General features: G+C 72.2%; 24 protein-coding genes. 13 read left to right on the forward strand and 11 right to left on the reverse strand.

The window, feature by feature from the left end; genetic code table 11:
- Positions 1–7: 7 nt before the first annotated feature.
- The 3 genes from cydB to hisC form a co-directional block, all read right to left on the reverse strand.
- The gene (gene cydB / locus ACFV3E_RS03145) at positions 8–1,009 is read right to left on the reverse strand and encodes a cytochrome d ubiquinol oxidase subunit II (RefSeq protein ID WP_500533100.1); all 1,002 of its coding nucleotides are present in this window, start codon (positions 1,007–1,009) and stop codon (positions 8–10) included.
- 11 nt (positions 1,010–1,020) lie between these two features.
- Positions 1,021–2,520 carry a cytochrome ubiquinol oxidase subunit I gene (locus ACFV3E_RS03150; protein WP_500533101.1) on the reverse strand — a complete coding sequence of 500 codons (1,500 nt, stop codon included), beginning with the start codon at positions 2,518–2,520 and terminating at the stop codon, positions 1,021–1,023.
- A gap of 156 nt (positions 2,521–2,676) precedes the next feature.
- Positions 2,677–3,750 carry a histidinol-phosphate transaminase gene (gene hisC, locus ACFV3E_RS03155; RefSeq protein WP_500533102.1) on the reverse strand — a complete coding sequence of 358 codons (1,074 nt, stop codon included), beginning with the start codon at positions 3,748–3,750 and terminating at the stop codon, positions 2,677–2,679.
- Positions 3,751–4,088: 338 nt separating this feature from the next.
- Between hisC and ACFV3E_RS03160 the strand changes: the two genes are divergently transcribed.
- The 3 genes from ACFV3E_RS03160 (at position 4,089) to ACFV3E_RS03170 (ending at position 7,417) form a co-directional block, all read left to right on the forward strand.
- Entirely contained in the window at positions 4,089–5,189 is a 1,101-nt protein-coding gene (locus ACFV3E_RS03160; RefSeq protein ID WP_500367921.1) for a LacI family DNA-binding transcriptional regulator, read from the forward strand.
- Positions 5,190–5,357: 168 nt separating this feature from the next.
- Positions 5,358–6,395, forward strand: a complete 1,038-nt coding sequence (locus ACFV3E_RS03165) for a metallophosphoesterase (protein WP_500533103.1) — start codon at positions 5,358–5,360, stop codon at positions 6,393–6,395.
- A 161-nt stretch (positions 6,396–6,556) separates the two neighbouring features.
- Positions 6,557–7,417 (forward strand): hypothetical protein, encoded by an 861-nt coding sequence (locus ACFV3E_RS03170; protein WP_500533104.1) that lies wholly within the window; start codon positions 6,557–6,559, stop codon positions 7,415–7,417.
- A 101-nt stretch (positions 7,418–7,518) separates the two neighbouring features.
- Here ACFV3E_RS03170 and thiC read toward each other — a convergent pair whose 3' ends face one another.
- Positions 7,519–9,264: a phosphomethylpyrimidine synthase ThiC gene (gene thiC, locus ACFV3E_RS03175; protein ID WP_500533105.1), complete on the reverse strand. Its 1,746-nt coding sequence runs from the start codon at positions 9,262–9,264 to the stop codon at positions 7,519–7,521.
- Between the two features lie 181 nt (positions 9,265–9,445).
- On the opposite strand from thiC, the gene ACFV3E_RS03180 reads away from it, so the two are divergent.
- The 3 genes from ACFV3E_RS03180 (at position 9,446) to ACFV3E_RS03190 (ending at position 12,560) form a co-directional block, all read left to right on the forward strand.
- Entirely contained in the window at positions 9,446–10,744 is a 1,299-nt protein-coding gene (locus ACFV3E_RS03180) for a YibE/F family protein (protein ID WP_500367929.1), read from the forward strand.
- Between the two features lie 19 nt (positions 10,745–10,763).
- A complete protein-coding gene (locus ACFV3E_RS03185) occupies positions 10,764–10,964 on the forward strand; it encodes an NfeD C-terminal domain-containing protein (protein ID WP_018558188.1) in 201 nt (66 codons plus the stop codon).
- Positions 10,965–11,084: 120 nt separating this feature from the next.
- The gene (locus ACFV3E_RS03190) at positions 11,085–12,560 is read left to right on the forward strand and encodes a flotillin family protein (RefSeq protein ID WP_500533106.1); all 1,476 of its coding nucleotides are present in this window, start codon (positions 11,085–11,087) and stop codon (positions 12,558–12,560) included.
- A 44-nt stretch (positions 12,561–12,604) separates the two neighbouring features.
- Here the strand turns inward: ACFV3E_RS03190 and ACFV3E_RS03195 are convergent, their stop codons facing one another.
- Both ACFV3E_RS03195 and ACFV3E_RS03200 read right to left on the reverse strand, forming a co-directional pair.
- Positions 12,605–12,817: a DUF5326 family protein gene (locus tag ACFV3E_RS03195; RefSeq protein ID WP_018558186.1), complete on the reverse strand. Its 213-nt coding sequence runs from the start codon at positions 12,815–12,817 to the stop codon at positions 12,605–12,607.
- A 123-nt stretch (positions 12,818–12,940) separates the two neighbouring features.
- Positions 12,941–13,258 (reverse strand): cupin domain-containing protein, encoded by a 318-nt coding sequence (locus ACFV3E_RS03200; RefSeq protein WP_499512925.1) that lies wholly within the window; start codon positions 13,256–13,258, stop codon positions 12,941–12,943.
- A 57-nt stretch (positions 13,259–13,315) separates the two neighbouring features.
- On the opposite strand from ACFV3E_RS03200, the gene ACFV3E_RS03205 reads away from it, so the two are divergent.
- The 6 genes from ACFV3E_RS03205 (at position 13,316) to ACFV3E_RS03230 (ending at position 18,108) form a co-directional block, all read left to right on the forward strand.
- A complete protein-coding gene (locus ACFV3E_RS03205) occupies positions 13,316–13,693 on the forward strand; it encodes a phage holin family protein (protein WP_499512924.1) in 378 nt (125 codons plus the stop codon).
- 25 nt (positions 13,694–13,718) lie between these two features.
- Positions 13,719–14,252, forward strand: coding sequence for a low molecular weight protein-tyrosine-phosphatase (locus ACFV3E_RS03210; RefSeq protein WP_500367933.1), 534 nt, complete (start codon positions 13,719–13,721; stop codon positions 14,250–14,252).
- Positions 14,249–15,136 carry a fructosamine kinase family protein gene (locus tag ACFV3E_RS03215; protein WP_500533107.1) on the forward strand — a complete coding sequence of 296 codons (888 nt, stop codon included), beginning with the start codon at positions 14,249–14,251 and terminating at the stop codon, positions 15,134–15,136. Before ACFV3E_RS03210 ends, ACFV3E_RS03215 begins: the two co-directional genes overlap by 4 nt.
- An 81-nt stretch (positions 15,137–15,217) precedes the next feature.
- Complete coding sequence (locus tag ACFV3E_RS03220; protein WP_500367937.1) at positions 15,218–16,354, forward strand: cystathionine gamma-lyase; 1,137 nt, start codon at positions 15,218–15,220, stop codon at positions 16,352–16,354.
- Positions 16,355–16,580: 226 nt separating this feature from the next.
- The gene (locus tag ACFV3E_RS03225; RefSeq protein ID WP_500533108.1) at positions 16,581–17,477 is read left to right on the forward strand and encodes a LysR family transcriptional regulator; all 897 of its coding nucleotides are present in this window, start codon (positions 16,581–16,583) and stop codon (positions 17,475–17,477) included.
- A 103-nt stretch (positions 17,478–17,580) separates the two neighbouring features.
- The gene (locus ACFV3E_RS03230; protein ID WP_500533109.1) at positions 17,581–18,108 is read left to right on the forward strand and encodes an NUDIX domain-containing protein; all 528 of its coding nucleotides are present in this window, start codon (positions 17,581–17,583) and stop codon (positions 18,106–18,108) included.
- Positions 18,109–18,162: 54 nt separating this feature from the next.
- Here the strand turns inward: ACFV3E_RS03230 and ACFV3E_RS03235 are convergent, their stop codons facing one another.
- From ACFV3E_RS03235 to ACFV3E_RS03250, 4 genes are all read right to left on the reverse strand, one after another.
- Entirely contained in the window at positions 18,163–18,822 is a 660-nt protein-coding gene (locus ACFV3E_RS03235; RefSeq protein WP_500367941.1) for a pyridoxamine 5'-phosphate oxidase family protein, read from the reverse strand.
- Between the two features lie 57 nt (positions 18,823–18,879).
- Positions 18,880–20,316, reverse strand: a complete 1,437-nt coding sequence (locus ACFV3E_RS03240) for a globin domain-containing protein (RefSeq protein ID WP_500533110.1) — start codon at positions 20,314–20,316, stop codon at positions 18,880–18,882.
- Positions 20,317–20,571: 255 nt separating this feature from the next.
- Complete coding sequence (locus ACFV3E_RS03245; RefSeq protein ID WP_500533111.1) at positions 20,572–21,204, reverse strand: HAD family hydrolase; 633 nt, start codon at positions 21,202–21,204, stop codon at positions 20,572–20,574.
- Entirely contained in the window at positions 21,165–22,118 is a 954-nt protein-coding gene (locus ACFV3E_RS03250; RefSeq protein WP_500533112.1) for a LysR family transcriptional regulator, read from the reverse strand. The genes ACFV3E_RS03245 and ACFV3E_RS03250 overlap by 40 nt, the downstream gene beginning before the upstream one ends.
- Before the next feature lie 84 nt (positions 22,119–22,202).
- Between ACFV3E_RS03250 and ACFV3E_RS03255 the strand changes: the two genes are divergently transcribed.
- A complete protein-coding gene (locus tag ACFV3E_RS03255; RefSeq protein WP_500533113.1) occupies positions 22,203–23,066 on the forward strand; it encodes a GNAT family N-acetyltransferase in 864 nt (287 codons plus the stop codon).
- A gap of 52 nt (positions 23,067–23,118) precedes the next feature.
- Here the strand turns inward: ACFV3E_RS03255 and dnaB are convergent, their stop codons facing one another.
- Positions 23,119–24,582 (reverse strand): replicative DNA helicase, encoded by a 1,464-nt coding sequence (gene dnaB, locus ACFV3E_RS03260; RefSeq protein WP_500533114.1) that lies wholly within the window; start codon positions 24,580–24,582, stop codon positions 23,119–23,121.
- Between the last annotated feature and the right edge of the window lie 209 nt (positions 24,583–24,791).

The following is a 24,791-nucleotide window of genomic DNA, read 5'->3' on the forward strand; positions in this document are numbered from 1 at the left end:
CAGCTCCTCAGTGCGCTTCGGCGATGTGCTGGGTGCCGATCCGCCTGCGGAACACCCAGTACGTCCAGGCCTGGTAGAGCACGACCAGCGGGGCCGCGATCGCGGCGCACCAGGTCATGATCTTCAGCGTGTACGGGGTCGAGGAGGCGTTCTCCACCGTCAGGCTCCACGCCGGGTCCAGCGTGGAGGGCATGACGTCCGGGAAGAGCACCAGGAAGAACATCGCCACCACGGCGGTGACGGTGACCCCGGAGAAGGTGAACGCCCAGCCCTCGCGGCCCCTCAGGTTGGCGCCCAACGCGGCGAGCAGCGCGAGCACGGCGACGGCCGCGGCCGCCAGGCTCGCCGCGTTCCCGCCGCTGCCCTGCGTCCAGGCCAGGAAGGCGACCGCGAGCACGGCGGTGACCGCTCCGGCCCTTGTGGCGAAGCGGCGGGCGCGGTCGCGGATGTCACCGAGGGTCTTCAGCGCCGCGAAGACCGCGCCGTGGAAGGTGAAGAGGCTGAGCGTGACGAGTCCGCCGAGCAGGGCGTGGGGGCCGAGCAGGTCCAGGACCCCGCCGGTGTACTCGCCAGAGGCGTCGATGTCCACCCCGTGCACGATGTTGGCGAACGCCACGCCCCACAGGAAGGCGGGGAGCAGGGAGGTCCAGAAGATGGCCTGTTCCCAGCCGGTCTGCCAGCGCTCGGTGCTGCGCTTGGCGCGGTACTCGAAGGCCACGACCCGGACGATCAGGCAGAGCAGGATCACCAGCAGCGGCAGGTAGAAGCCCGAGAAGAGGGTGGCGTACCACTCGGGGAAGGCGGCGAAGGTGGCGCCGCCGGCGGTGATCAGCCAGACCTCGTTGCCGTCCCAGACCGGGCCGATGGTGTTGATCAGCACCCGCCGTTCGGGGCGGTCGCGGGCGAGCAACCGGGTGAGGACGCCGATGCCGAAGTCGAAGCCCTCGAGGAAGAAGTAGCCGGTCCACAGGACCGCGATGATGACGAACCAGACGTCGTGGAGGTGCATGCCGTCTCTCCCTAGTACGAGAAGGCCATCGGGCGGTCGGCGTCGCCGCCGATCTTCGTGGGGGGATTGAGGTCGGCCTCGGTGAGCTCGGGCGGCCCGGCCTTGGCGTACTTGACCAGGAGCTTGACCTCGACGACGGCGAGGACGGCGTAGAGCGCGGTGAGGACGATCAGCGAGGTCAGCATCTCGGCGGTGGAGACGCCGGGGGAGACCGCGTCCTCGGTGCGCAGCAGCCCGTACACGACCCACGGCTGGCGGCCGTTCTCGGTGAAGATCCAGCCCCAGGAGTTGGCGATCAGCGGGAAGCCCATGGTGAGCAGCCCGATCCGCCAGTACCAGCGGGACAGGGCCGGGGACAGGGCGGTGTTCCTGGTGAGCATCAGGTGCGGTGGCTCGTCGTCGGCGGTGCGCCGGTCCTCGGCGAGCCAGAACCTGCGGCGGGTGAGCCAGAGTCCCGCCAGGCCGACCGCGAAGGAGGTCATGCCGAAGCCGATCATCCAGCGGAAGCCCCAGTAGGCGACCGGGACGTTGGGCCGGTAGTCGCCGGGGCCGTACTTCTCCTGCTCGGCCTTGTTGACGTCGTTGATGCCGGGGACGTAGGAGCTGAAGTCGTCGTGGGCGAGGAAGGACAGCAGGCCGGGGACCTCGACGGCCACGGTGTTGTGGCCCTTCTCGACGTCGCCGTACGCGAAGATCGAGAACGGGGCCGGGGACTCGCCGTCCCACAGGGCCTCGGCGGCGGCCATCTTCATGGGCTGCTGCTCGTACATGACCTTGCCCAGCCGGTCGCCGCTGATCGCGGTGAGCAGGCCGGCGACGACGGCGGTGACCAGGGCGAGGCGCAGCGAGGTCCTCATGACCGCGACGTGCCTGCGGCGGGCCAGGTGGTAGGCCGAGATGCCGATCATGAAGGCGGCGCCGGTCAGGAAGGCCGCGGTCAGTGTGTGGAAGACCACGACGAGGGTGGTGTTCTGGGTGAGCACGGCCCAGAAGTCCGTCAGCTCGGCGCGGCCGGTGACCTTGTTGTAGCGGTAGCCGACCGGATGCTGCATCCAGGAGTTGGCGGCGAGGATGAAGTACGCGGACGCGATCGTGCCCAGCGAGACCAGCCAGATGCAGGCCAGGTGGATCTTCTGCGGGAGCTTGTCCCAGCCGAAGATCCACAGGCCGATGAAGGTGGACTCGAAGAAGAACGCGATGAGCGACTCGAAGGCGAGCGGGGCGCCGAACACGTCGCCGACGAAGCGCGAGTAGTCCGACCAGTTCATGCCGAACTGGAACTCCTGGACCAGGCCGGTGGCCACGCCCATGGCGATGTTGATCAGGAAGAGCTTGCCCCAGAACTTGGTCGCCCGGAGGTACTTCTCCTTGCCCGTGCGCACCCAGGCCGTCTGGAGGCCCGCGGTCAGCGCGGCGAGGGAGATCGTGAGGGGGACGAAGAGGTAGTGGTAGACGGTCGTGATGCCGAATTGCCATCGCGCGACGGCCACGGAGTCCAGTGCCAGGTCCACGCCACGCCTCCTATCTTGCCGAGCTTGTGAAAGTGAACGCATTCACAAGCTCAGTATGCCGCACACGTTTTCGCCCCCTCACACCGGGGGGTGGGAGGGGGCGAAAAGGGCCGAACCACGACGCCCCGCGGAACCCGGGACGCCACGCGGGGGCGGCTACAGCTCCTTGCGGAAGGCCTCGGCCGTACGGAGCAGGACGTCGTTGGCGGCGTCCTCGCCGACCGTGATCCGCACGCCCTCCCCCGCGAACGGACGGACGGTGACGCCGGCGCGCTCACAGGCCGCGGCGAAGTCGCCCGTGCGCTCCCCCAGCCGCAGCCACACGAAGTTGGCGTGGGTCTCGGGCACCGTCCAGCCCTGCGCCGTCAGCCCGTCGAACACCCGGGCCCGCTCGGTCACCAGCGCGTCGACCCGCTCCAGCAGCGCCGCCTCCGCGCGCAGCGAGGCCACCGCCGCGTCCTGGGCGAGCTGGCTCACCCCGAAGGGGACGGCCGTCTTGCGCAGCGCCGCCGCGACCGGCTCGTGCGCGATCGCGAACCCCACGCGCAGCCCGGCGAGCCCGTACGCCTTGGAGAAGGTGCGCAGCACCGCCACGTTGGGACGGTCGCGGTAGACCTCGACGCCGTCCGGGACCTCGGGATCGCGGATGAACTCCTTGTACGCCTCGTCCAGCACGACCAGCACGTCAGAGGGGACGCGGTCCAGGAAGCGCTCCAGCGCGGCCCGGCGGACCACCGTGCCGGTGGGGTTGTTGGGGTTGCAGACGAAGACCAGCCGCGTCCGGTCGGTGATCGCCCCGGCCATCGCGTCCAGGTCGTGGGTCTCGTCCGCGTCCAGCGGCACCGGCACCGAGGCCGCTCCGCTGATCTGCGTGATGATCGGATAGGCCTCGAAGGACCGCCAGGCGTAGATGACCTCGTCACCCGGTCCGGCGGTCGACTGCAGCAGCTGCTGCGCGACCCCGACCGAGCCGGTGCCGGTGGCGATGTGCTCCACCGGCACGCCGAAGCGGTGCGCCAGCTCGCCGTGGAGGACCGTGCACGCCATGTCCGGGTAGCGGTTGAAGTTCTCCGCGGCGGCGGTGGCCGCCTCCAGGACACCGGGCAGCGGCGCGTAGGGGTTCTCGTTGGAGGACAGCTTGTAAGCGGTCACTCCCTCTTCCACGGCCGGGGGTCTGCCCGGCTTGTACGTGGGGATGCCGTCCAGTTCGCGGCGCAGTTTGGGGCTCATGCCCCACACCATACGAGCGGCCGCCCGGCCGGGGGAGGCCCTGCGGCCCACGGGCGCGCGGCAGGGGCTCGCGACGGACGCAGCAGGCGGTGCGACGCACTGCGCGCCGGTGGCGCGCGCGGTGGCGCGCATCCCTCGAAGGGGTGAGTTGATGGACGTGCACACCGCGGGGGACGGGGCGGGCAGGGCCCCGTGACGGACCCGTAACCCGCGGTAGCCACCCGCCGCCACCTGCGCTTTCCCGGCCACGCCCGGCAGCGTGTGCGGGGAAACGTATCTGTCAACGCCTTCTCCGGCACCCCGCGAAAGGACCACCCGACCCCTACTATCACCACGCCATGACAGCAGCAGGGAACCACCAGGCGAGCCGGCCCGTCGGACGCCGGCTGGAGCGGGCCGGCATCAGGGACGTGGCCGCCGCGGCCGGCGTCTCGATCACCACTGTCTCCGACGCGCTCAACGGCAAGGGCCGACTGCCCGACGCCACCCGCCGTCACGTCCGTGAGGTCGCCGACCGGCTGGGGTACCGCCCCTCCGCCGCCGCCCGCACGCTGCGCACCGGGAGGTCGGGGCTGATCGGCCTGACCGTGACGACGTACGGCGAAGAACCCTTCACCTTCACGGAGTTCGCCTACTTCGCCGAGATGGCCCGGGCCGCCACCTCCGCCGCGCTCGCCCGCGGCTACGCCCTGGTCATCCTGCCCGCCTCCTCGCGGCACGACGTGTGGAGCAACGTCGCGCTGGACGGCACGGTGGTGATCGACCCCTCCGACCACGACCCGATGGTCACCGAGCTGGTGCGGCAGGGCATCCCCGTGGTCAGCGACGGCCGTCCGGCCGGCAGCCTGCCCGTACAGGCCTGGGTCGACAACGACCACGAGGCCGCCGTGCTCGGCATCCTGGAGCACCTCGCCGAGGCCGGGGCCCGCAGGATCGGCCTGCTCACCGGCACCAGCACCGACACCTACACCCGCCTGTCCACCACCGCCTACCTCAACTGGTGCGAGCGGATCGGCCAGGAACCCGTCGTCGAGGCCTACCCCGCCCACGACCCGTGCGCCGGGGCCGTCGCTGCCGACCGCCTGCTCGCGCGGCCCGACCGCCCCGACGCGGTCTACGGCCTCTTCGACCCCAACGGCACCGACCTGCTCGCCGCCGCCCGCCGCTACGGGCTGCGCGTGCCCGACGACCTCCTGCTCGTCTGCTGCAGCGAGAGCATGGTCTACGCGACGACCGAGCCCCCGATCACCACGCTCTCCCTCAAACCGGGCCGGATCGGCACCGCGGTCGTCCAGTTGCTCATCGACGCCATCGAAGGGGTGGACGCGGGCCGCCCGGTGCAGCAGGTCATGCCGACCGACCTGATCGTCCGCACCTCCTCCCAGCGGCGCTCGCCGCGCACCACCGTCAGCCCGCCCCGCGGGCCCGCGGGGGAATAGGAACCGGTGCCTCCGGGGCGGGAACGGTCCGCCCCGTGCGGATTTGTCCGCACCGGATGAAATCGCTATCAGCAGGTGTGTCACGCCACGACATCGTCATTCCTATGATGGGCGGATGGTGGCGCGACGGTGGAGGGGTCGATGACTCAGGGGGCAGGTCAGGGACCCATGCCCGGTACCTCGTACGGCTGGTCTCAGGACCCCGCGGAGGCGGTGGCGCACGGTGCGCCCATGACGCCGTCGGCGCACCCCGCCGATGCCGTCGGGGCCCCACCCGGCTACCCGGCCGGACACGAACCGACCATGATCGACGAGCGGATGATGCCGCCGGAGTACACACCCACGCAGCACGACCTCCCGGTGGTCACCGCGACCGACCCCCAGGCGCTGGGCCCGCTCTACGTCGTCGGCGACGTCCACGGCTACCTGGACCGGCTGCACGAGGCCCTGTACGCGACCGGGCTGATCGACTCCGAGGGCCACTGGGCGGCCGGCAACGCCCGCCTGTGGTTCCTCGGCGACTTCACCGACCGCGGCCCCGACGGCATCGGCGTGATCGAGCTCGTCATGCAGCTGTCCGCGGAGGCCGCCGCCGCCGGCGGCTACACCAGGGCCCTCATGGGCAACCACGAACTGCTGCTGCTCGGCGCCCACCGCTTCGGCGACACCCCGGTGAACTCCGCCGCCGGCACCGCCTCCTTCCTCGCCGCCTGGCGCCTCAACGGCGGCCAGACCACCGACATGGAGCGGCTGCAGGACCACCACGTCGCCTGGATGTCCCGGCTCGACGCGGCCGCCCTCACCGACGGCCACCTGCTGCTGCACTCCGACACCACCGCGTACCTGGAGTACGGCGGCACCATCGACGCGATGAACGACGCCGTCACCGGCATCCTGCAGCGCGGCGACGCCGACGAGTGCTGGGAACTGTTCCGCAAGTTCACCCGGCGCTTCGCCTTCCGCGGCGAGTCGGGGCCGGAGGCCGCCCGCGAACTGCTCGACACCTACGGCGGCCACCGCGTCGTGCACGGCCACAGCCCCATCCCGTACCTGCTCGGCGAACCCGGCGGGGAGCTCGGCGCCGAACAGCCGGACCGGTCCGCCGTCATCGAGGGACCGCACGTGTACGCGGACGACCTGGCGGTGGCCATGGACGGCGGAGTGACCATGGACGGCAAACTCCTGGTCGCACAGCTGCCGTTGTAGTCCCCGAAACCCCCATTTTCCGGAAACACTCTGTCACCGCGTCACCTCCGCGCTCTACCATCGGGATATCCGTAGGCAGCTTCTCCTCCGCTTCCGCCCAGCCGGACCGGACCTCAGTCCTTCGTGAACTCCGGGCGGCACCGGAGACGGAGCATCGGGGGATGCACATGAACAGCGCTCCACACCTGCTGACCGAGGACCGCCCGGAGTTCGAGCGCGCCCTCGACACGGCTCTGCACTCGGAGGGGACGCGGGCCGCCCTCGCCGACACGCGGAACCGCCTCAACGCCGAGCAGTTGCGCACCATGGCGCTCAACGCGGCCGAGCCCATCTCCGCCTGCGCCGCGCCCGAGTACGAGCAGTTCGTCAAGGTCCGCGAGGCCTTCGCGGAGCAACGCCGCGAGGCACGCACCGCGGCCGTGCCGGGCCTCGGCTACGCGGCCGCGGCGGCCCCGGTCGCCGCCGACGGCTCGGGGGCCGGGCTGTTCGCCGTCGTCGCCGTGCTCACGCCGATCCTGGCGGGCACGGCCGCCGTCATCTTCCTCGTGCTCGGGTACGCCCTGCGCTTCGGGCACCCCGAACCGGCGATCGCCCAGCCACTGCGGCAGGCCGGCTGGCTCTTCGCGGCCGTCGCCGCCTGCGGCATCGTCATCGGCATGGTCGGACTGCTGCTCACCGCGCTGCGCAACGGCTCGACCGCCCTCCACGACCCTCCCGACGACGCGTCACGGGACGTGGCGCTCGCCCGCGAGCTTTGGCGCCGGGCCCTGGTGGAGCGGGGGCTGCAGCCGTTCCTCGACGAGGCCCTCACCAAGGCCGCCGGAGCCGCCCCGACCGCCCCCACCGCGAGCCCCGGCGGCGGCACCTCCCGGATGCCGCGCCTCGGCTACTCCCGCCCCGACTTCACCAGCCCCGGCCCCGAGTCGTCCCCCGAACCCGGGGACCGCTTCACCAGCCCGGACTTCACCAGCCCCGACTTCTCCAGCCCCGACTTCGGCGGCCCGGACCACACCCCGGACTGACGGGACGGACCCTGCCACGCCGGGGCGGGCCCGCGCGCCACGGGGCGTCACGGGTCGCCCCGGCAGGGGCCGGATCAGCCGGGTCAGCCGGGTCAGCCGGGTCAGTCGGCGATCGGCAGGTAGACGCGGTTGCCGGAGGCGGCGAACTCGCGGGACTTCTCCGCCATGCCGGCCTCGATCTCCTCGGGCGTGCCGCCGTGTTGGCGGCGGATGTCCTGGGAGATCCGCATGGAGCAGAACTTCGGCCCGCACATGGAGCAGAAGTGCGCGGTCTTGGCCGGCTCCGCAGGCAGCGTCTCGTCGTGGAAGGCCCGCGCCGTGTCCGGGTCGAGGGCCAGGTTGAACTGGTCCTCCCAGCGGAACTCGAAACGGGCGTCGGACAGGGCGTCGTCCCACTCCTGTGCGCCGGGGTGGCCCTTGGCGAGGTCGGCGGCGTGGGCGGCGATCTTGTAGGTGATGACGCCGGTCTTGACGTCGTCGCGGTCGGGCAGGCCCAGGTGCTCCTTGGGAGTGACGTAGCAGAGCATCGCCGTGCCCCACCAGGCGATCATCGCGGCGCCGATGCCGGAGGTGATGTGGTCGTAGGCGGGCGCGATGTCGGTGGTGAGCGGGCCGAGGGTGTAGAACGGCGCCTCCTCGCAGATCTCCTGCTGGAGGTCGATGTTCTCCTTGATCTTGTGCATGGGGACGTGCCCCGGCCCCTCGATCATCGTCTGCACGCCGTGCCGCTTGGCGACGGTGTTGAGTTCGCCGAGCGTGCGCAGCTCCGCGAACTGGGCCTCGTCGTTGGCGTCCGCGATGGAGCCGGGACGCAGGCCGTCGCCCAGGGAGTAGGTGACGTCGTAGGCGGCGAGGATCTCGCAGAGCTCCTCGAAGTTCTCGTAGAGGAAGCTCTCCTGGTGGTGCGCCAGGCACCAGGCCGCCATGATCGACCCGCCGCGGGAGACGATGCCCGTCTTGCGGCGCGCGGTCAGCGGGACGTACCGCAGCAGCACGCCGGCGTGGACGGTCATGTAGTCGACGCCCTGCTCGGCCTGCTCGATGACGGTGTCCTTGTAGATCTCCCAGGTCAGTTCCTCGGCCTTGCCGTCGACCTTCTCCAGGGCCTGGTAGAGGGGGACGGTGCCGATGGGGACGGGGGAGTTGCGCAGCACCCACTCGCGTGTGGTGTGGATGTTGCGGCCGGTGGAGAGGTCCATGACCGTGTCGGCGCCCCAGCGGGTGGCCCAGGTCATCTTGTCCACCTCCTCCTCGATGGAGGAGGTGACGGCCGAGTTGCCGATGTTGGCGTTGACCTTCACCAGGAACCGCTTGCCGATGACCATCGGCTCGATCTCCGGGTGGTTGACGTTCGCGGGCAGGACGGCGCGTCCCGCCGCGATCTCCTCGCGGACGACCTCGGGGGAGACGCCCTCGCGGAGCGCGACGTACTCCATCTCCGGGGTCAACTCGCCCCGCCGCGCGTACGCCAGCTGGGTCACCGGCTGCCCCGGCCGGCCGCGCCGGGGGAGGCGCGGGCGGCCGGGGAAGACGGCGTCCAGGTTGCGCAGACCGCCGCGCGGTGAGGTGTGCTTGACGCCGTCGTCCTCGGGGCGGACGGGGCGGCCGGGGTACTCCTCGGTGTCGCCGCGGGCGACGATCCAGTTCTCCCGCAGCGGCGGGAGGCCGCGGCGGACGTCGGTGGTGACGTTCGGGTCGGTGTACGGGCCGGAGGTGTCGTACAGCGTCACGTCCCGGCCGGTGGTCAGGTGCACCCGGCGGACGGGGACCGCGATGTCCGGGCGGGACCCGGTCACGTACCCCTTGTGCCAGCCGATTTCGCGCGCGCGTGCATCCTGCATGGTCATGAGACCCACTCCCTACGCCGGCATTACCCGGTAACAGGTTCAGCGGTCGGCGCAGCTGGTGGCCCCTCGGCCGGTCAGCGCCCTCTCAGCCCGGTGCTCCGAGCTCCCGCGTTTGCAAAGGTGCCTCAACGCTAGCGGGTCCTCGCTGACGCACACCAGGGGGTGTTGCGATGATCGGGTGGTGGACTCCACTCACCCGCACGCGCACGGCCATGGTCACGGACACGGTCACGGCCCGGTGCCGCCGGTCTCCCGGCACCTGCGCAAGGTCATCGCCGCAGTCCTCGTCCCCTTCGTCGCGGCCGTCGTGGCCGGCCTGGTGGTGCTGTGGCCGGGCGGTGTGCCGGAGCACGACCGCACCGGCGTCGGCTTCGACCAGCAGACGCAGTCCGGACGGGTGGTGAAGGTCGAGGACGTCAAGTGCTCGGAGGTCAACGCCGAACCGGGCGCCGGCGCCGCTCCCTCCCCCGGGCCGTCGGCGGCGCCGTCCGGTCCGGCGGTCTGCCAGCGCGCGACCATCGAGGTCACCTCGGGCAAGGACGCGGGCCGCACCTTCACCGAGATCGTGCAGCCGACCCAGACCCGGCACTACACGAAGGACCAGAAGGTGCTGCTGGCGTACGCGCCCCAGGCGCCGCGCGAACTGCAGTACTCGGTGACCGACCTCGACCGGGCGTTCCCCCTGTGGCTGCTGGCCGGGATCTTCGCCGCGGTGGTGGTCGTGGTCGGGCGGCTGCGCGGGATCCTGGCGCTGGCCGCACTGGTCATCAGCTTCGCCGTGCTGACGCTGTTCATCCTCCCGGCGATCCTGCACGGCAGCAATCCGCTCCTGGTGGCGGTGGTCGGCGGCAGCGCCATCATGCTGATCGCGCTCTACATGTGCCACGGCCTGAGCGCCCGCACCTCGGTGGCGGTCCTGGGCACCTTGTGCTCGCTGCTGCTGATCGGTGTCCTGGGCTCGGTCTTCATCGACTGGGCGCTGCTCAGCGGCAACACCTCGGACGAGACCGGGCTGATCCACTCCCTCTACCCGGACATCGAGATCCGCGGTCTGCTGCTGGCCGGCATCATCATCGGTTCGCTGGGCGTCCTGGACGACGTGACGGTCACCCAGACCTCGGCCGTGTGGGAACTGCGGGAGGCGAACCCGTCGGCCGGCCCGCGGCAGTTGTACTCGGCGGCGATGCGCATCGGCCGCGACCACATCGCCTCGGTCGTCAACACCCTGGTGCTGGCGTACGCGGGTGCGGCGCTGCCGCTGCTGCTGCTCTTCTCCATCGCGGAGCGCGGGGTGCTGGCGGTGGCGGGCAGCGAACTGGTCGCCGAGGAGATCGTGCGCACCCTGGTGGGCAGCATCGGCCTGGTGGTGGCGGTGCCGTTGACGACGGCACTGGCCGCACTGGTGGTGTCGGCGGACCGGGGCAGCGGCGACACTGTTCCCACGGGCACCGGTCGCGGGCACCGGCGCCGCGCCAAGTGAGCGGGGAGGGGCGGGGGACGTGGTCGGACTGCAGGGCCGGGTGACCGGGACGGTCGGGCCGGGGCTGGTCGGCGAGGTGATCGTGCACGTGCGGGGCGGTGCGGAGGCGTTCCTGGCGTACCCGGCGACCGCCGGGGAGCGCATCGAGAAGGGCACGGTCGTGGTGGTGGTGGAGCACCTGCCGCCGCGCACCGTGTACGTGGCGCCCGCGTACGGCTGAGCGGAGCGCTCCGCTCCACGTCAAGAAAGCGACAAGGATCCGCCAGGACCTACCGGACCGTCACCCACAGGCGCACACTCCCGTACGCGGCCCCGATCGGGGCCATTCGTAAGGGGGCGTATGCCGATGCTGATCGGCGTTGCGGCGGGCGGGGCGCTCGTCGCGGTCATCATCCTGATCGGCCTGTTCCGGCTCATGTGGCGGGTCGCCGAGCCCAACGAGGCACTGGTCATCTCGGGTTCCAAGCACCGTACGGACGGTGTGGGGGAGGGCATGGGATTCCGCATCGTCACGGGGCGGGGGACCTTGGTCCTGCCCGGCGTGCAGGCGGTGCGCAGGCTCTCGCTCGACCTCAACGAGGCCGAGCTGAACGTGGACTGCGTCACCCAGCAGGGCATCCCGCTGAAGGTGCACGGCGTGGTCATCTTCAAGGTCGGCGACGACATGGTCTCCATCGCCAACGCGGCACGACGGTTCCTGGACCAGCAGAAGTTCATGCCCGAGCGGGTGCACAACGTCTTCGCCGGTCATCTGCGCTCCATCGTGGGCGGGCTGACGGTGGAGCAGATGATCCGGGACCGCGAGCGGCTCACCGCCGAGACCCGGGCCGCCTCGGGCTCGGAGATGGAGAAGCTCGGTCTGATCATCGACTCGCTGCAGATCCACGAGATCGTCGACCCGACCGGTTACATCAACAACCTGGCCGCTCCGCACGCCGCGGCCGTGCAGCGTGACGCGCGCATCGCGCAGGCGGAGGCGGACCGGCTGGCCACCGAGGCCGAGCAGCAGGCCGCGGCCCGCATGGCGGAGGCGACCCGGGACAGCCAGATCCTGCAGGCCGGTTACATGGCCGAGCGGGACAAGGCCACCGCGTCCTCCCGGCAGGCGGGCCCGCTCGCGGAGGCGGCGGCCCGGCAGGAGGTCGTCGTCCAGGAGACCCGGGTCGCCGAACTGGAGGCGCAGCGGCGCGAGCAGCAGCTGCAGGCGGACGTCCGCAAGCCGGCGGACGCCTCCGCGTACGAGAAGCGGACGCTGGCGGAGGCCGAGCGCGACGCGCGCATCTCGGCGGCCGAGGCGAAGGCCCGCGAGACGGAACTGGCCGCCATCGCCGAGGCGAACCGCGTCAAGACGGCCGCGGCGGCGCAGGCGGAGCAGACCAGGATCGGCGGTGAGGCGACCGCAGCCGCCACCCGGGCCACAGGTGAGGCCGAGGCCGCCGCGACGCAGGCGCGGGGTCTGGCGGAGGCCGAGGCGGCGAAGGCCAAGGGCCTGGCCGAGGCCGAGTCGATCAAGGCGCGGGCCGCGGCCCTGGCGGAGAACCAGGAGGCGGTCGTCGCCCAGCAGCTGGCCGAGAACTGGCCGGAGATCGTCCGGGCGGGCGCCGAGGCCTTCGGCAACGTGGACCACATGGTGCTGCTGAACGGCGCCGACGGGATGTCGGAGATGTTCGCCAAGGCGCTGACCATGGGTGGTACGGGCCTGGGCCTGGCCCGTCAGCTGCTCGCCCAGATGAACGGCGCGACCGGCGCCGGCGGCGACGCCTCACCGAACGGTGCGGCGCCGCGGAGCCCGGAGCGCGTGCGGCTCCAGGACTGAGCGGCGCACCTCCCGTGGGGCCCGGTGACCGGGCCCCACGGGGGTCACCACTTGTCGCGGGAGTCGGACGAGGACGAGGTGAACTTCTTGACCACGTACACCAGGCCGCCGACCAGTGCCACGAAGACCAGCACCTTGAACAGCAGCCAGAACAGGAACCCGATCGCGCTGGCGATCATGCCGCCGAAGACCACGATCGCGATCACGGGCACCGCGACCCACTTGACCCACCAGGGCAGGCCCTCGAAGAGCTTCACCGTTTCCTCCTCCTTGTCGTCCTTCCGCTCCCCAGGCTAGGGCCGCGACGGCCCCCTGCGGAGGCCTCGCGGTCCCCATCCGTCCCTGACCCTCCCCCTACGGGAACCCGGGGGCGAAGGCCCTCACGCCTCGGGGGGCGAGAAGACGACCATGACGTTCAGGTCCTCGGTGACGTGGTGGAAGCGGTGCGGCGTCCCGGCCGGGACGTAGACCACGCTGCCGCGCGCGACGTGCGTCGTCTCCTCCCCCACGGTGATCAGCGCCCGGCCGCTCACGACCAGGTAGATCTCGTCCTGCGCGTGCGGTTTCTGCGGGTCGAGCTCCCCGGCCCGCAGGGCGTACAGCCCGGCGGACATGTTCCGCTCGCGCAGGAAGCCGAGGTACGCGCCCTCGTTGGCGGCCCGCTCGGCCTCCAGGTCGTCCAGCCGGAACACCTTCACTTACCCGCTCCCTCTCGCCCCTGTGCCTGTGGGATCACTTCTGCGACGATCTCAGCCATGATGAACTTCGTCGTCAAGACGCTCGCGAACGCCGGGGCCCTGCTGGTGGCCATCTGGCTCGTGGGCAACATCACGCTCACCGGTGACGACACCGCGCACAAGGCCCTCACCCTCATCCTCGTCGCCCTGGTCTTCGGCGTGGTCAACTGGCTGGTGAAGCCGCTGGTGAAACTGCTCTCACTGCCCCTGCTCGTGCTCACCCTCGGGTTGTTCACGCTGATCGTCAACGCCCTGATGCTGCTGCTCACCTCCTGGATCTCCGGCAAGCTCGACCTGGACTTCCACGTCGAGGGCTTCTGGGCGGCGTTCCTCGGCGGCCTGATCATCAGCATCGTCTCCTGGGCCCTGAACATGGTCCTGCCGGACGAGGACTGACCCCCGGGGCTGCATCATGGAGCCCATGAGCGCTCCGTCCTCTCGCACCCCGCTGCGGGTGTGCTTCGTGTGCACCGGCAACATCTGCCGTTCGCCGATGGCCGAGTCCGTCTTCCGCGCCCGTGTCGAGGAGGCCGGACTCGGCGCCCTGGTCGTCGCGGACAGCGCGGGAACCGGCTCCTGGCACGAGGGCGACGGCGCCGACCACCGCACCGTGGCCGTGCTCCGCGCGGCCGGGTACGGGCACGAGCACATCGCGCGCCAGTTCCAGCCCGAGTGGTTCGCCGGGCTCGACCTGGTGATCGCCCTCGACTCCGGCCACCTGCGGGACCTGCGCCGGCTGGCGCCGACCGCGGAGGACGCCGCCAAGGTACGGCTGCTGCGCTCCTACGACCCCGGTGCGGACGCCGGTGCGGACGGCCGCGGCCTGGACGTGCCCGACCCCTACTACGGGGACATCGGCGGCTTCGAGGAGTGCCTGGGGATGTGCGAGGCCGCCGCCGACGGCCTGCTGGAGGCCGTACGCGACGCCCTCGGCGAGCCCGCGCCCACGCCGTGACCCGCCCTGCCGGACTCGCGGACCGGGTCGCCGCCCTGCTGGGCGAGCCGGTGACCGAGCTCGGCACGGTGGGCGGCGGCTCCATCTGCCGGGCGGTACGGCTGCGGCGCCGCTCGGGCGGCACGGTCTTCGCCAAGACCCTCGCGGACGCGCCGCCGGGCTTCTTCGCCGCCGAGGCCGCGGGCCTGCGGCTGCTGGGCGGGACGGGCACGGTCGCCGTACCGGAGGTGCTCGCCGCCGACGACCGCACGCTCGTCCTGGAGTGGGTCGAGCCCGGACCGGCCACCCCGGCCGCCGCCGAGCGCCTGGGCCGTGAACTCGCCGCCCTCCACCGGGTCCCCGCCCCGGGGTACGGGACCGCGCACCCCGCCTACATCGGTTCGCTCCCCCTGCCGTCGCCCGGCTCCGGGCAGGCGTCCGGCTCCTGCGGGGACTGGCCCTCCTTCCACGCCGGCCGGCGGCTGCTGCCCTTCCTGCGGCAGGCCGCCGACGACGGGGCCCTCGTCCCGGCCGACGTCCGCGCGGTCGAGCGGGTCTGCGAGGCGCTGCCGCGGATCGGCGGCCCCCCGCAGCCGCCCGCGGTGATCCACGGCGACCTGTGGTCCGGCAACGTCCTGTACGCCGCCGACGGCCGCGCCCGCGTCGTCGACCCGGCGGCGCAGGGCGGGCATCCCGAGGCCGACCTGGCGATGCTGGAGCTGTTCGGCTGCCCGCACCTGGAGCGGGTGCTCGCCGCGTACGAGGAGGTCCGGCCGCTGCCCGGCCGCCGGGAACGGGTGCCGCTGCACCAATTGCACCCCCTGCTGGTGCACGCCGTCCTGTTCGGGGCGGGCTACGGGGCCGCCGCGGGCCGGGCCGCCCGTGAGGCCCTCGCGTCCGCCTAGCGGACGGCCGTGTTCGTTGGCCCGTACACCGGTATCTTCCGCCTGTACGTTCGCGAAGACGGGGAGAGCGAGGAGAGGGCGATGACGGAGTACGAGAGCAGACCCGGGGACAGCACCCGCAGTGTGCACGCGGGCCGCCCGCCGGCCCGGCCGCACGAGCCGGCGCTGCCCGGCCCGGTGTTCGCCGCGCACTTCCACCTGCCGGGCGACGTCACCGGCCCGTACACCTACGGCCGTGACGAGAACCCCACCTGGACCCGGCTGGAGGAGGCGATCTCCGCCCTGGAGTCCCCGGACGTCCCCGCGCAGACGCTGGCCTTCTCCTCGGGCATGGGCGCCATCTCCTCCGTGCTGTTCTCGCAGGTGCGTTCCGGCGACACCGTGGTGCTGCCCTCCGACTGCTACCAGGCGACCCGCACCCTCCAGGGCCGCCTGGAGGACTACGGGGTCTCGGTGCGCCTGGCGCCCACCGCGGGCGACGCCCAGCTGAAGGTGCTGGAGGGCGCCCGGCTGCTGTGGATCGAGACGCCGTCCAACCCCGGCCTGGACGTGTGCGACATCCGCCGGCTGGCCGACGCCGCGCACGCCGCGGGCGCGCTCGTGGCGGTCGACAACACCCTCGCGACCCCGCTCGGCCAGCGTCCGCTGGACCTGGGCGCGGACTTCTCGGTGGCGAGCGGCACCAAGGCGCTGTCCGGCCACGGCGACCTGCTGCTGGGCTACGTGACCACCCGTCGGCCCGAACTCGCCGCCGGGGTGCGGATGTGGCGCAAGACCGTCGGCGCGATCCCCGGTCCCATGGAGGCCTGGCTGGCCCACCGTTCGCTGTCCACGCTCGCGCTGCGGGTGGACAAGCAGGCCGCCAACGCCCTGGAGCTCGCCGCCGCGCTGCGCCGGCGCCCCGAGGTGACCGACGTCCGTCACCCGGGTCTGGTGGACGACCCGGCGCACGCCGTCGCGACCGCGCAGATGACCCGGTTCGGCAGCGTCGTGTCCTTCACGCTGCCCGACAAGGAGCACGCCGAGCGCTTCCTGTCCGAACTGCTGCTGACGACCGAGGCCACCAGCTTCGGAAGCGTGACCAGCACCGCGGAACGCAGGGCACGCTGGGGCGGCGACGCGGTCCCCGAGGGCTTCGTCCGCTTCTCGGTCGGGGTGGAGGACGCGGCCGACATCCTGAGGGACGTGACGCAGGCCCTGGACGCCGCCGCGCGCTGACCCCGTCCGTTCATCTCGAACAGATATATCTACGTAGTGGGCCCTACGCAGAATGGGTGGCCCGAGCCTCCCCCCTCGTGGCTCGGACCACCCTGGCTTTACGCGCGGAGATCCGCTCGAACAAGGCTAGTTGACTCTGCGTCAGTGTCCAATCACAGTTGCGATACAGACCTATCGATATATTTATATGTTGGGGTCGTACCGGTGGCTGGGAGGGAGCGGTTCCATGGATCTGGCTCTGCTGCGCACGTTCGTCACCGTGCACCGGGCCGGCTCCTTCACCAGGGCCGCCCAGCTGCTGGGACTGTCGCAGCCCGCCGTCACCAGCCAGATCCGCAGCCTGGAGCGGCAGGTGGGCCGCCCCCTGTTCCTGCGCCTGCCGCGCGGCGTCGCCCCGACCCCCGTCGGGGACGACCTGGCCCACCGGGTGGCCCCGCACCTCGACGCCCTCCTGGAGATAACCCAGGCGGACCTCGACGAGGAGTCGGGCAACCGCACCCTGCACCTCGCCGGGCCGCCCACCTTCACCTCCCTGCGCGCCCTTCCCGCCCTCGCCCCGCTGGTCGCCGAGGGCCTGCAGCTGCGGATCGCGCTGGCCGGCGAGGACGAGGCCCTGGCCGGTCTCGCCGCGGGCCACCACGACCTGTCCATCGGCACCCTCCGGCCGCGCGACCGGCTGCTGACCGCCAGCGCCCTGTGGGACGAGGAGCAGATACTCGTGGCCGCCCCCGTCTGGCAGGAGCGGATCGGCGGCCCGCTCGCGGTGCGCACCCACGGGGCACAGGTCCTCGACGCGATCCCCGTGATCTCCTACGACGAGGGCATGCCGTTGATCGACCACTACTGGTCCGCGGTCTTCGACACCACCCCCGCCATCGTCCCCGCCGTGGTCGTGCCCGACCTGAGGGCGGTCCTGGAGTGCGTGGTCGCCGGGGTCGGCATGGCCGTCCTGCCGCGCTACCTGTGCTGCGAGGCCATCACGGCGGGCGCCGCCAAGGCGCTCCTGGAGCCGCCGGTGCCACCCCTGCGCACGTACTTCGTCTCGGTGCGCGCCGGGACGCTCGCGCTGCCGCACATCGCGCGGGTGCACGAGCAGCTGATGCGCTCCTCCGCGGCCTGGTGACCGCGCGCCCGGCGTACGGCGGGTGACCTCCGCGAGAACGCGGCGTTCCGATTCGCCGTCCCGGAGGCGTTTGCCGCCTCCCGCGCCGCGGCAGATCTCAGGCATGCCCCCGGACATCGAAGCACCTGCCACACCCGGTGCACCGACCGCCCCGGCCACCCGGCCGGTGGTCAAGCGCACCGCCCGTGCCATCCTGCTCGACGGCGACTCCCTCGTGCTCATCAAGCGCACCAAGCCCGGGCTCCACCCGTACTGGATCACCCCCGGCGGCGGGGTCGAGGTCGAGGACGCCACCATCGTCGAGGCGCTCCACAGAGAGCTGGACGAGGAGCTCGGCGCCAAGGTCACCGATGTCGTCCCGGCCTTCGTCGACACCGTCGAGCACATCGGCGAGGACGGCTCGCACGGCGTGAAGGTGCAGCACTTCTTCGTGTGCCGGCTGGCCTCCATGGACCCCTCGCGGCGGCACGGCCCCGAGGTGGACGAGCCCTCGGGGACGTACGACGTGGTCCGCGTGCCCTTCAGCCGGGTCGGGCTCGCCTCCGTGGAGATCGTTCCGCTGACCCTGCGGCACTACCTGGACGGCAACATCGAAGGGGTGCTGGGACTGCTCTCGGCGGACCTCGGCTGACCCCGGGCCGACCTCGGCTGACCCCGGGCCGACCCGGCCGGCCCCGGGGCGGCCTCAGACGCCGAACCAGCCCGGGCCCGCGCCGCCGGGCCGCGCGGTGCGGGAGTGCGCGGCGTCGGCGGCCGCCCGGAAGTGGTCGCCGCCCTTGCGCCGCACGTCGTCGGTGCCCCAGGCCCGGCCGCCCTGCAGGGGCACCTTCGCCATCCGCGGGATGTGCTTCGAGCAGTGGACGTACGCCTCCACGACGCTCACCCGTACCCACAACTGAGGCCTGCGGCCGGGCACCGCGTCCACCGGGAGCGAGGGGTGCAGGGCACGCATCGCGCCGTCCGGGACCGCCCGCGCGCGGCCGTTGACGTGCAGTCCGATCCGGTCCCGGGTGAAGTCGAGCATCAGGATGCCCACGTGCGGGTTCTCGCGCATGTTGCCCAGCGAGGCCATCACGCCGTTCCCCCGGTACTCGGGGTAGACCAGGGTCCGCTCGTCCAGGACGGTCAGGAAGCCGGGCGGGCCGGCCCTGAAGGTGCTGTCGCACTCCCCCCGGGCGTCCGCCGTGGACAGGAAGAACATCTCCTGCCGCTCGGTGAACTCCCGCATCAGCGGGTTGAGGTGGTCCAGCACCTGTTCGGTGTAGAAGCGGTCCGCGCGGTCGGCCGTGCCCATCTCCTCCTGGACACGGTGCTCTCCCGCGCTTCCGGGACGTTCCTGCGGCAACGTTTCTCCTTGTGGGGGGGGGTGGTGGGGGCCCAGGGGGGCGTGGGCGGAGCGGATTCAGTCGCCGGCCGCGACCAGTTCCTCGATCAGGTCGTGCCGGATGCGCTGGGAGGGCATGCCGCTGCGCACGAGGGTGTCGACGCCGCTGCGGATCATCCCGGGCGGCCCGCTGAGGTACGCGTCGTACTCGGGCCAGGGGCCGTACTGCCGCACGATCTCGGGGAGCGGGCCGTGCAGCCCCACTTCGCCGCGGCCGTGGGAGACCACGGGGCGCACCGAGAGCCAGGGGTGGCGCCGGGCGAGCCCCACCAAGGTGTCCAGGTCGTACAGGTCGTGGTCGCTGCGGGCGCCGTAGAAGACGTCCATGGCACGACGGCGGCCGTGCTCGGCGACGTCCTCGACCAGGGCCTTGATGGGGGCGATGCCGGTGCCGCCGCCCAGGCAGAGCAGTCCGTTGTCGGTGCTGTGGTCCACGACCATGGAGCCGCCCGGAGGACCGAGTCGCAGCACGTCGCCGGGCCGCGCGCGATGCACCAGCACCCCGCTGACCCAGCCGGCCGGCACGGCCTTCACGTGGAAGACCAGCAGGCCGTCCGGGCGGGGGGCGCTGGCGAAGGAGTAGTGCCGCCAGACCCGCGGCCACCAGGGCGTCTCCAGCGTCGTGTACTGGCCCGCGAGGAAGGGGTAGGGCTGGTCGGGGCGGACGCTGAGCACCGCGATGTCGGAGGTGCGCGGTTCGTGGCTGACGATCTCCGCCTGCCACCAGGGCGGCGCGTGCCTCTCGTCGGCCGCCGCCGCGTCGATCATGATTTGCGAGATCGCCGTGTAGGCGCGCACCCAGGCCGCCTCGACCTCGTCGTTCCAGACCGCCGAGGCGTACCGGGTCAGCGCCCCGATCAGGCATTCCCCCACGGCCGGATAGTGCTCGGGCCGGGTGCCGTATTTCCGGTGGCCGCGGCCCAGGTGGGACAGGTATTCGGTGAGTATCTCGGGGTCGTCTATGTGCTCCGCGGCGGTGAGGAGCGCTTTCAACAATCGGTCGCGCTGTGCGTCCATCGCGGCCGGAAAGAGTTCGCGCAACTCCGGATGCCGTATGAACAAAAGTGCATAGAAATACGACGTCGTCTTGTCGGCTACGGGCGCGACCTCCTCCATCGTCCGCCGGATGAGCAGTGCGTCCGCGCTCGGCTGCCGCGACCGCGGCCGGGCCTCCGCCCGGGGCGGGGGCTGCCGGTCCGGCGGCTCCGGGTGGTGCCGCGGCCCCGGCGCGTCCTGCGGGGGGCCGGGCCGCGGCAGCGCCGGGCCGGGGTCGGTGTTCCGCCCGGCTCCCGTGCCCACCGGCCTTATGGGCCGTACCGGGCGGCTCGGCTCGCCGCCCCCGCCCTCGTGGTGGGGTCTCGGCCCGTCAGGGGGTGTGTGCGGCGTGAACCATCCGGAGGACCCAGCCCCGGCTCCCTTTCCCGGTTCGGCCGCGTTCGTGGTCAGAGCGTCCATGGTCAGCTTCGCCTCGAGCTTCTCCCGGTCGGTGTCCGTACATCGGCCACACATCCTGCGCGGAAAGCCTGCCAGGACTTCACGCCGTCCGGACAAATAGCCGGAAGTACGGGAAACGCGGTTGCCGATCCCGTTAAGCTCAGCCGAATGTGAAGCCCCGCTGCCGCGGAACCCTGACGACCCTACCCCGAGTCACTGCTTTCACAACCGTCACTCAATTCCCGTGACGATCACCACAGTTCCACCGTCACGTATTCAGCCCACGACCAGCGCGTACGCTTCACGCAAATCACGCCCGGTGTACGCATGGCGGGCCAACCCGCTCACGTGGTGGTCCCCGTTGACCGCTACCGACACCGGCACCGCCGCGAAGAGCGCCGTGTCCGACAGCGAGTCCCCGTACGCCACGCACTCAGCGCGGCTGACCCCGTACCGGGCGCACAGCTCGTCCGCCGCCGTCACCTTCGTCTCCGGCACCAGGATCCCCGCCACGTCCAGCCCCGCCGCCGGGCCGAACGGGACCTCCGGGAAGACCGACGCCCGCACCGCGTGCGCCCCCCACTCCAACAGCCGGCGCACGAAGAAGTCCGGGGAGAGCGACACCACCGCGCAGTGCTCCCCGCGGGCAGCGATGTCCGCCCACACCTCCCGTATCCCGGCCAGCCACGGGGCGCCCTCGAACGCCGCCGCCACCTGCGCCGGGGTGAGCGCCCGCCACAGCTCGTACGCCCGCTCCGCGTAGCCCGGCGGATCCAGCAGACCCCGTCCGAGCGCGTGCTCCAGCTCGCGGAACTCCGCCACCAGCCCCAGCTCCCGGGCGAGTTCCATGCTCGCCGAGGAGCCGTGCATCAGCGTCCCGTCCATGTCGAAGATGTGCAGCCGTCCCACGCGGTCCCTCCCTCGTCACCCGCCGCCCGGCCGGTCCCCGGCGGCGTCCCTCCGAACAGCCGGGCGGCGTCCTCCGCCGCCCCGCGGACCGCGGGCCTGCGGTCCGCCGCCCGCCAGGCCAGCGCGACCGTGCAGCGCACGTCCCCGGCCAGCGGCACGATCACCACGTTCGACCGCGCGTAGTGCTCGTCGGTCGCCGTGCTCGCCAGTGCGCAACCCCGCCCCGCCGCCACGAGTTCGAGCGTCTCCTCCAGCGACCCCGAAGGCACGGTCCCGGCCACGTGGGCGACGCCCACGGCCGAGGGATGGCGGAAGCCGGCGTAGGCCGCGTCCCCGGTCCGCGGCACCACCCAGGTCCTGCCGCCCAGTTCATCGGGCGCGACCTCGGTCCTGCGGGCCAGCGGGTCCGTCGCGGGCAGCGCCACGCAGCGCCGGTCGCTGGAGACGGTCACCATCCCCAGTCCCGGGGCGTCCAACGGGGGCCACACGATGGCCAGGTCGGAGTGCCCGTCCAGCAGCCCGCAGGAAGGGTCGTCGAAGTCGTAGCGCCGCAGCCGCACGTCGTCCGGGGCGCGGGCCTGGACCAGGTCCAGCAGCTCCCGGGTGCGGCCGGCCGCCGCCTCCCCCAGGAAGCCCACGGTGAACGGCCGGGACGACCCGTCCAGCAGCCCCTCGAGTTCGTCCGCGGCGTCGACCGCCGCCACCGCGTGGGCCAGGATCCGCCGTCCCAGGTCGGTCAGTTCGGCCCGTTCGCGGTTCCGCACCAGCAACGGCCGCCCCGCGGCTGCCTCCAGCCGGCGCACCGACTCGCTCACCGTGGGCTGCCGTACGTCGAGCTGCCGCGCGGCCGCCGAGAACGAGCCCGTACGCGCCACCGCCACGAACGCCCGCAGGCCGGGCAAGGTCAGCGTCACTCCCGGAGGATAGCCAGGCTCCGGCCGATGGCCATAGGGGAAAACTATGGGTGCCGCCCGCCGCCGCCACGGCACGCTGCCCGCATGACATCCCCCACGGCCCCCGTGCGCCGCCTCACCCCCGCCGACCTCCCCGCCTGCAGCGCGCTGGCCGTCAGCCGCGACTGGGGCGCCGAGGAGCACAAGTGGCGCTTCCTGCTCACCCACGGCGCCGGTTACGGCATCGACGCCCCCGACGGCGACGGCCTGGCCGCCACCACCGTCCTGACGCGCTACGCGGGCGGCCTGGCGGCGGTCAGCATGGTCCTGGTCGCGGCCCGGTACGAGGGGCAGGGCCTCGGGCGGCGCATCATGACCCACGTCCTGGCCGAGGCGGGCGACGACACCGTCACCCTGCACGCCACCGACCGCGGCCGCCCCCTCTACGAGAAGCTCGGCTTCCGGGCGGTCGGCACCGTCGTCACGCACCGCGGCCGCTTCGCCCCGCCCGCGCCCGCCCCCGACCGTCCCGGCGCCGCCCAACCGCGGCCCTTCACCGAAGCCGATCTGCCGGCCCTGCTCGCCCTCGACGCCGAGGTGTTCGGCGCGGACCGCTCCCCCCTTCTGCGCGACCTGCCGCGGTTCGCCGAACTCCTCCTGGTCGCCGAGGAGGACGGTGTCCTGACCGGTTACGCCTCGGCCTGGCTCAACGCGGACACCCTGGTCGTGGGCCCCGTCGTCGCCGGGAGCACGGCCGGGGCGAAGCGACTGATCACCGCGGTCACCAGCGACGCGGGCACACCCGTCCGCCTCGACCTGCGCACCGGCACCCAGGGCGGTCTGGACGGCTGGGCCGCGGAGCACGGCGTGGCCCCCGTCTTCCCCAACACCCTGATGGTGCTCGGTGACCGTGACCTGCCCGGCGACGAACACCGCCGCCACGCACCGCTGATGGTGGCCCTGGGCTGAGCCGCCGTCCGGCCGCGCGGAGGTCGCACGGCGGATCCCCGCCCCGGGCGGCTCAGGTCTGGGCCATGTCCACGAAGCGCGAGTAGTGGCCCTGGAAGGCCACGGTGATGGTGGCCGTGGGGCCGTTGCGGTGCTTGGCGACGATCAGGTCGGCCTCGCCCGCGCGCGGGGACTCCTTCTCGTAGGCGTCCTCGCGGTGCAGCAGGATCACCATGTCCGCGTCCTGCTCGATGGAGCCCGATTCACGCAGGTCGCTGACCATGGGCTTCTTGTCCGTGCGCTGTTCGGGGCCACGGTTCAGCTGGGAGAGCGCGATGACCGGCACCTCGAGCTCCTTCGCCAGGAGCTTGAGGTTACGGGACATGTCGGAGACCTCCTGCTGACGGCTCTCGGGCCGGCGCGAACCGCCCGCCTGCATCAGCTGGAGGTAGTCGATGACGACCAGGCGGAGGTCGTTGCGCTGCTTGAGCCGGCGGCACTTGGCCCGGATCTCCATCATCGACAGGTTCGGCGAGTCGTCGATGTAGAGGGGCGCCGCGGAGACGTCGGGCATGCGGCGGGCCAGTCGCGTCCAGTCGTCGTCGGTCATGTTGCCGGAGCGCATGTGGTGCAGGGCGACCCGGGCCTCGGCGGACAGCAGGCGCATCGCGATCTCGTTGCGGCCCATTTCGAGGGAGAAGAAGACGCTGGGCATGCCGTTGGTGACCGAGCAGGCACGGGCGAAGTCCAGCGCGAGCGTGGACTTGCCCATCGCGGGACGGGCGGCGATGACGATCATCTGGCCCGGGTGCAGGCCGTTGGTGAGGGAGTCCAGGTCGGCGAAGCCGGTGGGCACCCCGGACATCTGGCCGCTGCGCGAGCCGATGGCCTCGATCTCGTCGAGGGCGCCCTCCATGATCTCGGAGAGCGGGAGGTAGTCCTCGCTGGTGCGCTGCTCGGTGACGGCGTAGATCTCGGCCTGCGCGGAGTTGACGATCTCGTCGACGTCGCCGTCGGCGGCGTACCCCATCTGCGTGATGCGCGTGCCCGCCTCGACGAGCCGGCGCAGGACCGCGCGCTCGTGCACGATCTCCGCGTAGTACTCGGCGTTGGCGGCGGTGGGCACCGCGTTGACGAGGCTGTGCAGGTAGGGGGCCCCGCCCACGCGCACCAGCTCACCGCGCTTGGTCAGCTCGGCGGCGACGGTGATGGGGTCGGCGGGCTCACCGCGGGCGTAGAGGTCGAGGATCGCGGCGTAGATGGTCTCGTGGGCGGGCCGGTAGAAGTCGGCGCCCTTGAGCACCTCGACGACGTCGGCGATGGCGTCCTTGGACAGCAGCATGCCGCCGAGCACCGACATCTCGGCGTCCAGGTCCTGCGGGGGTACGCGTTCGAAGCCGGCCGCTCCGCGGTCGTCGTCGCGGTCCCGCTCGTCCCTCCGGCGGAAGCGGGAGACGGGCAGGCGGTCGCCGGGACCGTCCGGCGGGAACGGCGGCTCGCTCCCCCAGTGGTCGTCCGCGGGTTCGGGCTGGCTCACCCCCCTGCCACCTCCTCCCGTCCGGCGCGGACCGCTGCGTCGTGTTCCATTTCCTACGCCACGGCTCTGACAATCAGCCGCCCGGACACACCTGTGGCACGTCGGGCGACGCCCCACGGTAGGGGTCCGCGGGGCCCACAGCCAAGACGGTTATCCACAGGGGCTGGGGATGACCTGTTGAAGAACCGCCCCTACCTGTGGAGAAGCCC

The organism is Streptomyces sp. NPDC059718 (assembly GCF_042733315.1).
GTDB lineage: Bacteria > Actinomycetota > Actinomycetes > Streptomycetales > Streptomycetaceae > Actinacidiphila.

What these genes read in the sequence shown, in the direction of transcription:
- ACFV3E_RS03255 (WP_500533113.1), top strand. Translation starts at nt 22,203, where the DNA reads ATGACATCCCCCACGGCCCCCGTGCGCCGCCTCACCCCCGCCGACCTC.
- cydB (WP_500533100.1), bottom strand. Translation starts at nt 1,009, where the DNA reads ATGCACCTCCACGACGTCTGGTTCGTCATCATCGCGGTCCTGTGGACC.
- thiC (WP_500533105.1), bottom strand. Translation starts at nt 9,264, where the DNA reads ATGACCATGCAGGATGCACGCGCGCGCGAAATCGGCTGGCACAAGGGG.
- ACFV3E_RS03205 (WP_499512924.1), top strand. Translation starts at nt 13,316, where the DNA reads ATGATGAACTTCGTCGTCAAGACGCTCGCGAACGCCGGGGCCCTGCTG.
- ACFV3E_RS03240 (WP_500533110.1), bottom strand. Translation starts at nt 20,316, where the DNA reads ATGGACGCTCTGACCACGAACGCGGCCGAACCGGGAAAGGGAGCCGGG.
- ACFV3E_RS03170 (WP_500533104.1), top strand. Translation starts at nt 6,557, where the DNA reads ATGCACATGAACAGCGCTCCACACCTGCTGACCGAGGACCGCCCGGAG.
- ACFV3E_RS03220 (WP_500367937.1), top strand. Translation starts at nt 15,218, where the DNA reads ATGACGGAGTACGAGAGCAGACCCGGGGACAGCACCCGCAGTGTGCAC.
- ACFV3E_RS03230 (WP_500533109.1), top strand. Translation starts at nt 17,581, where the DNA reads ATGCCCCCGGACATCGAAGCACCTGCCACACCCGGTGCACCGACCGCC.
- ACFV3E_RS03225 (WP_500533108.1), top strand. Translation starts at nt 16,581, where the DNA reads ATGGATCTGGCTCTGCTGCGCACGTTCGTCACCGTGCACCGGGCCGGC.
- ACFV3E_RS03190 (WP_500533106.1), top strand. Translation starts at nt 11,085, where the DNA reads ATGCCGATGCTGATCGGCGTTGCGGCGGGCGGGGCGCTCGTCGCGGTC.
- ACFV3E_RS03210 (WP_500367933.1), top strand. Translation starts at nt 13,719, where the DNA reads ATGAGCGCTCCGTCCTCTCGCACCCCGCTGCGGGTGTGCTTCGTGTGC.
- ACFV3E_RS03165 (WP_500533103.1), top strand. Translation starts at nt 5,358, where the DNA reads ATGCCCGGTACCTCGTACGGCTGGTCTCAGGACCCCGCGGAGGCGGTG.
- ACFV3E_RS03160 (WP_500367921.1), top strand. Translation starts at nt 4,089, where the DNA reads ATGACAGCAGCAGGGAACCACCAGGCGAGCCGGCCCGTCGGACGCCGG.
- hisC (WP_500533102.1), bottom strand. Translation starts at nt 3,750, where the DNA reads ATGAGCCCCAAACTGCGCCGCGAACTGGACGGCATCCCCACGTACAAG.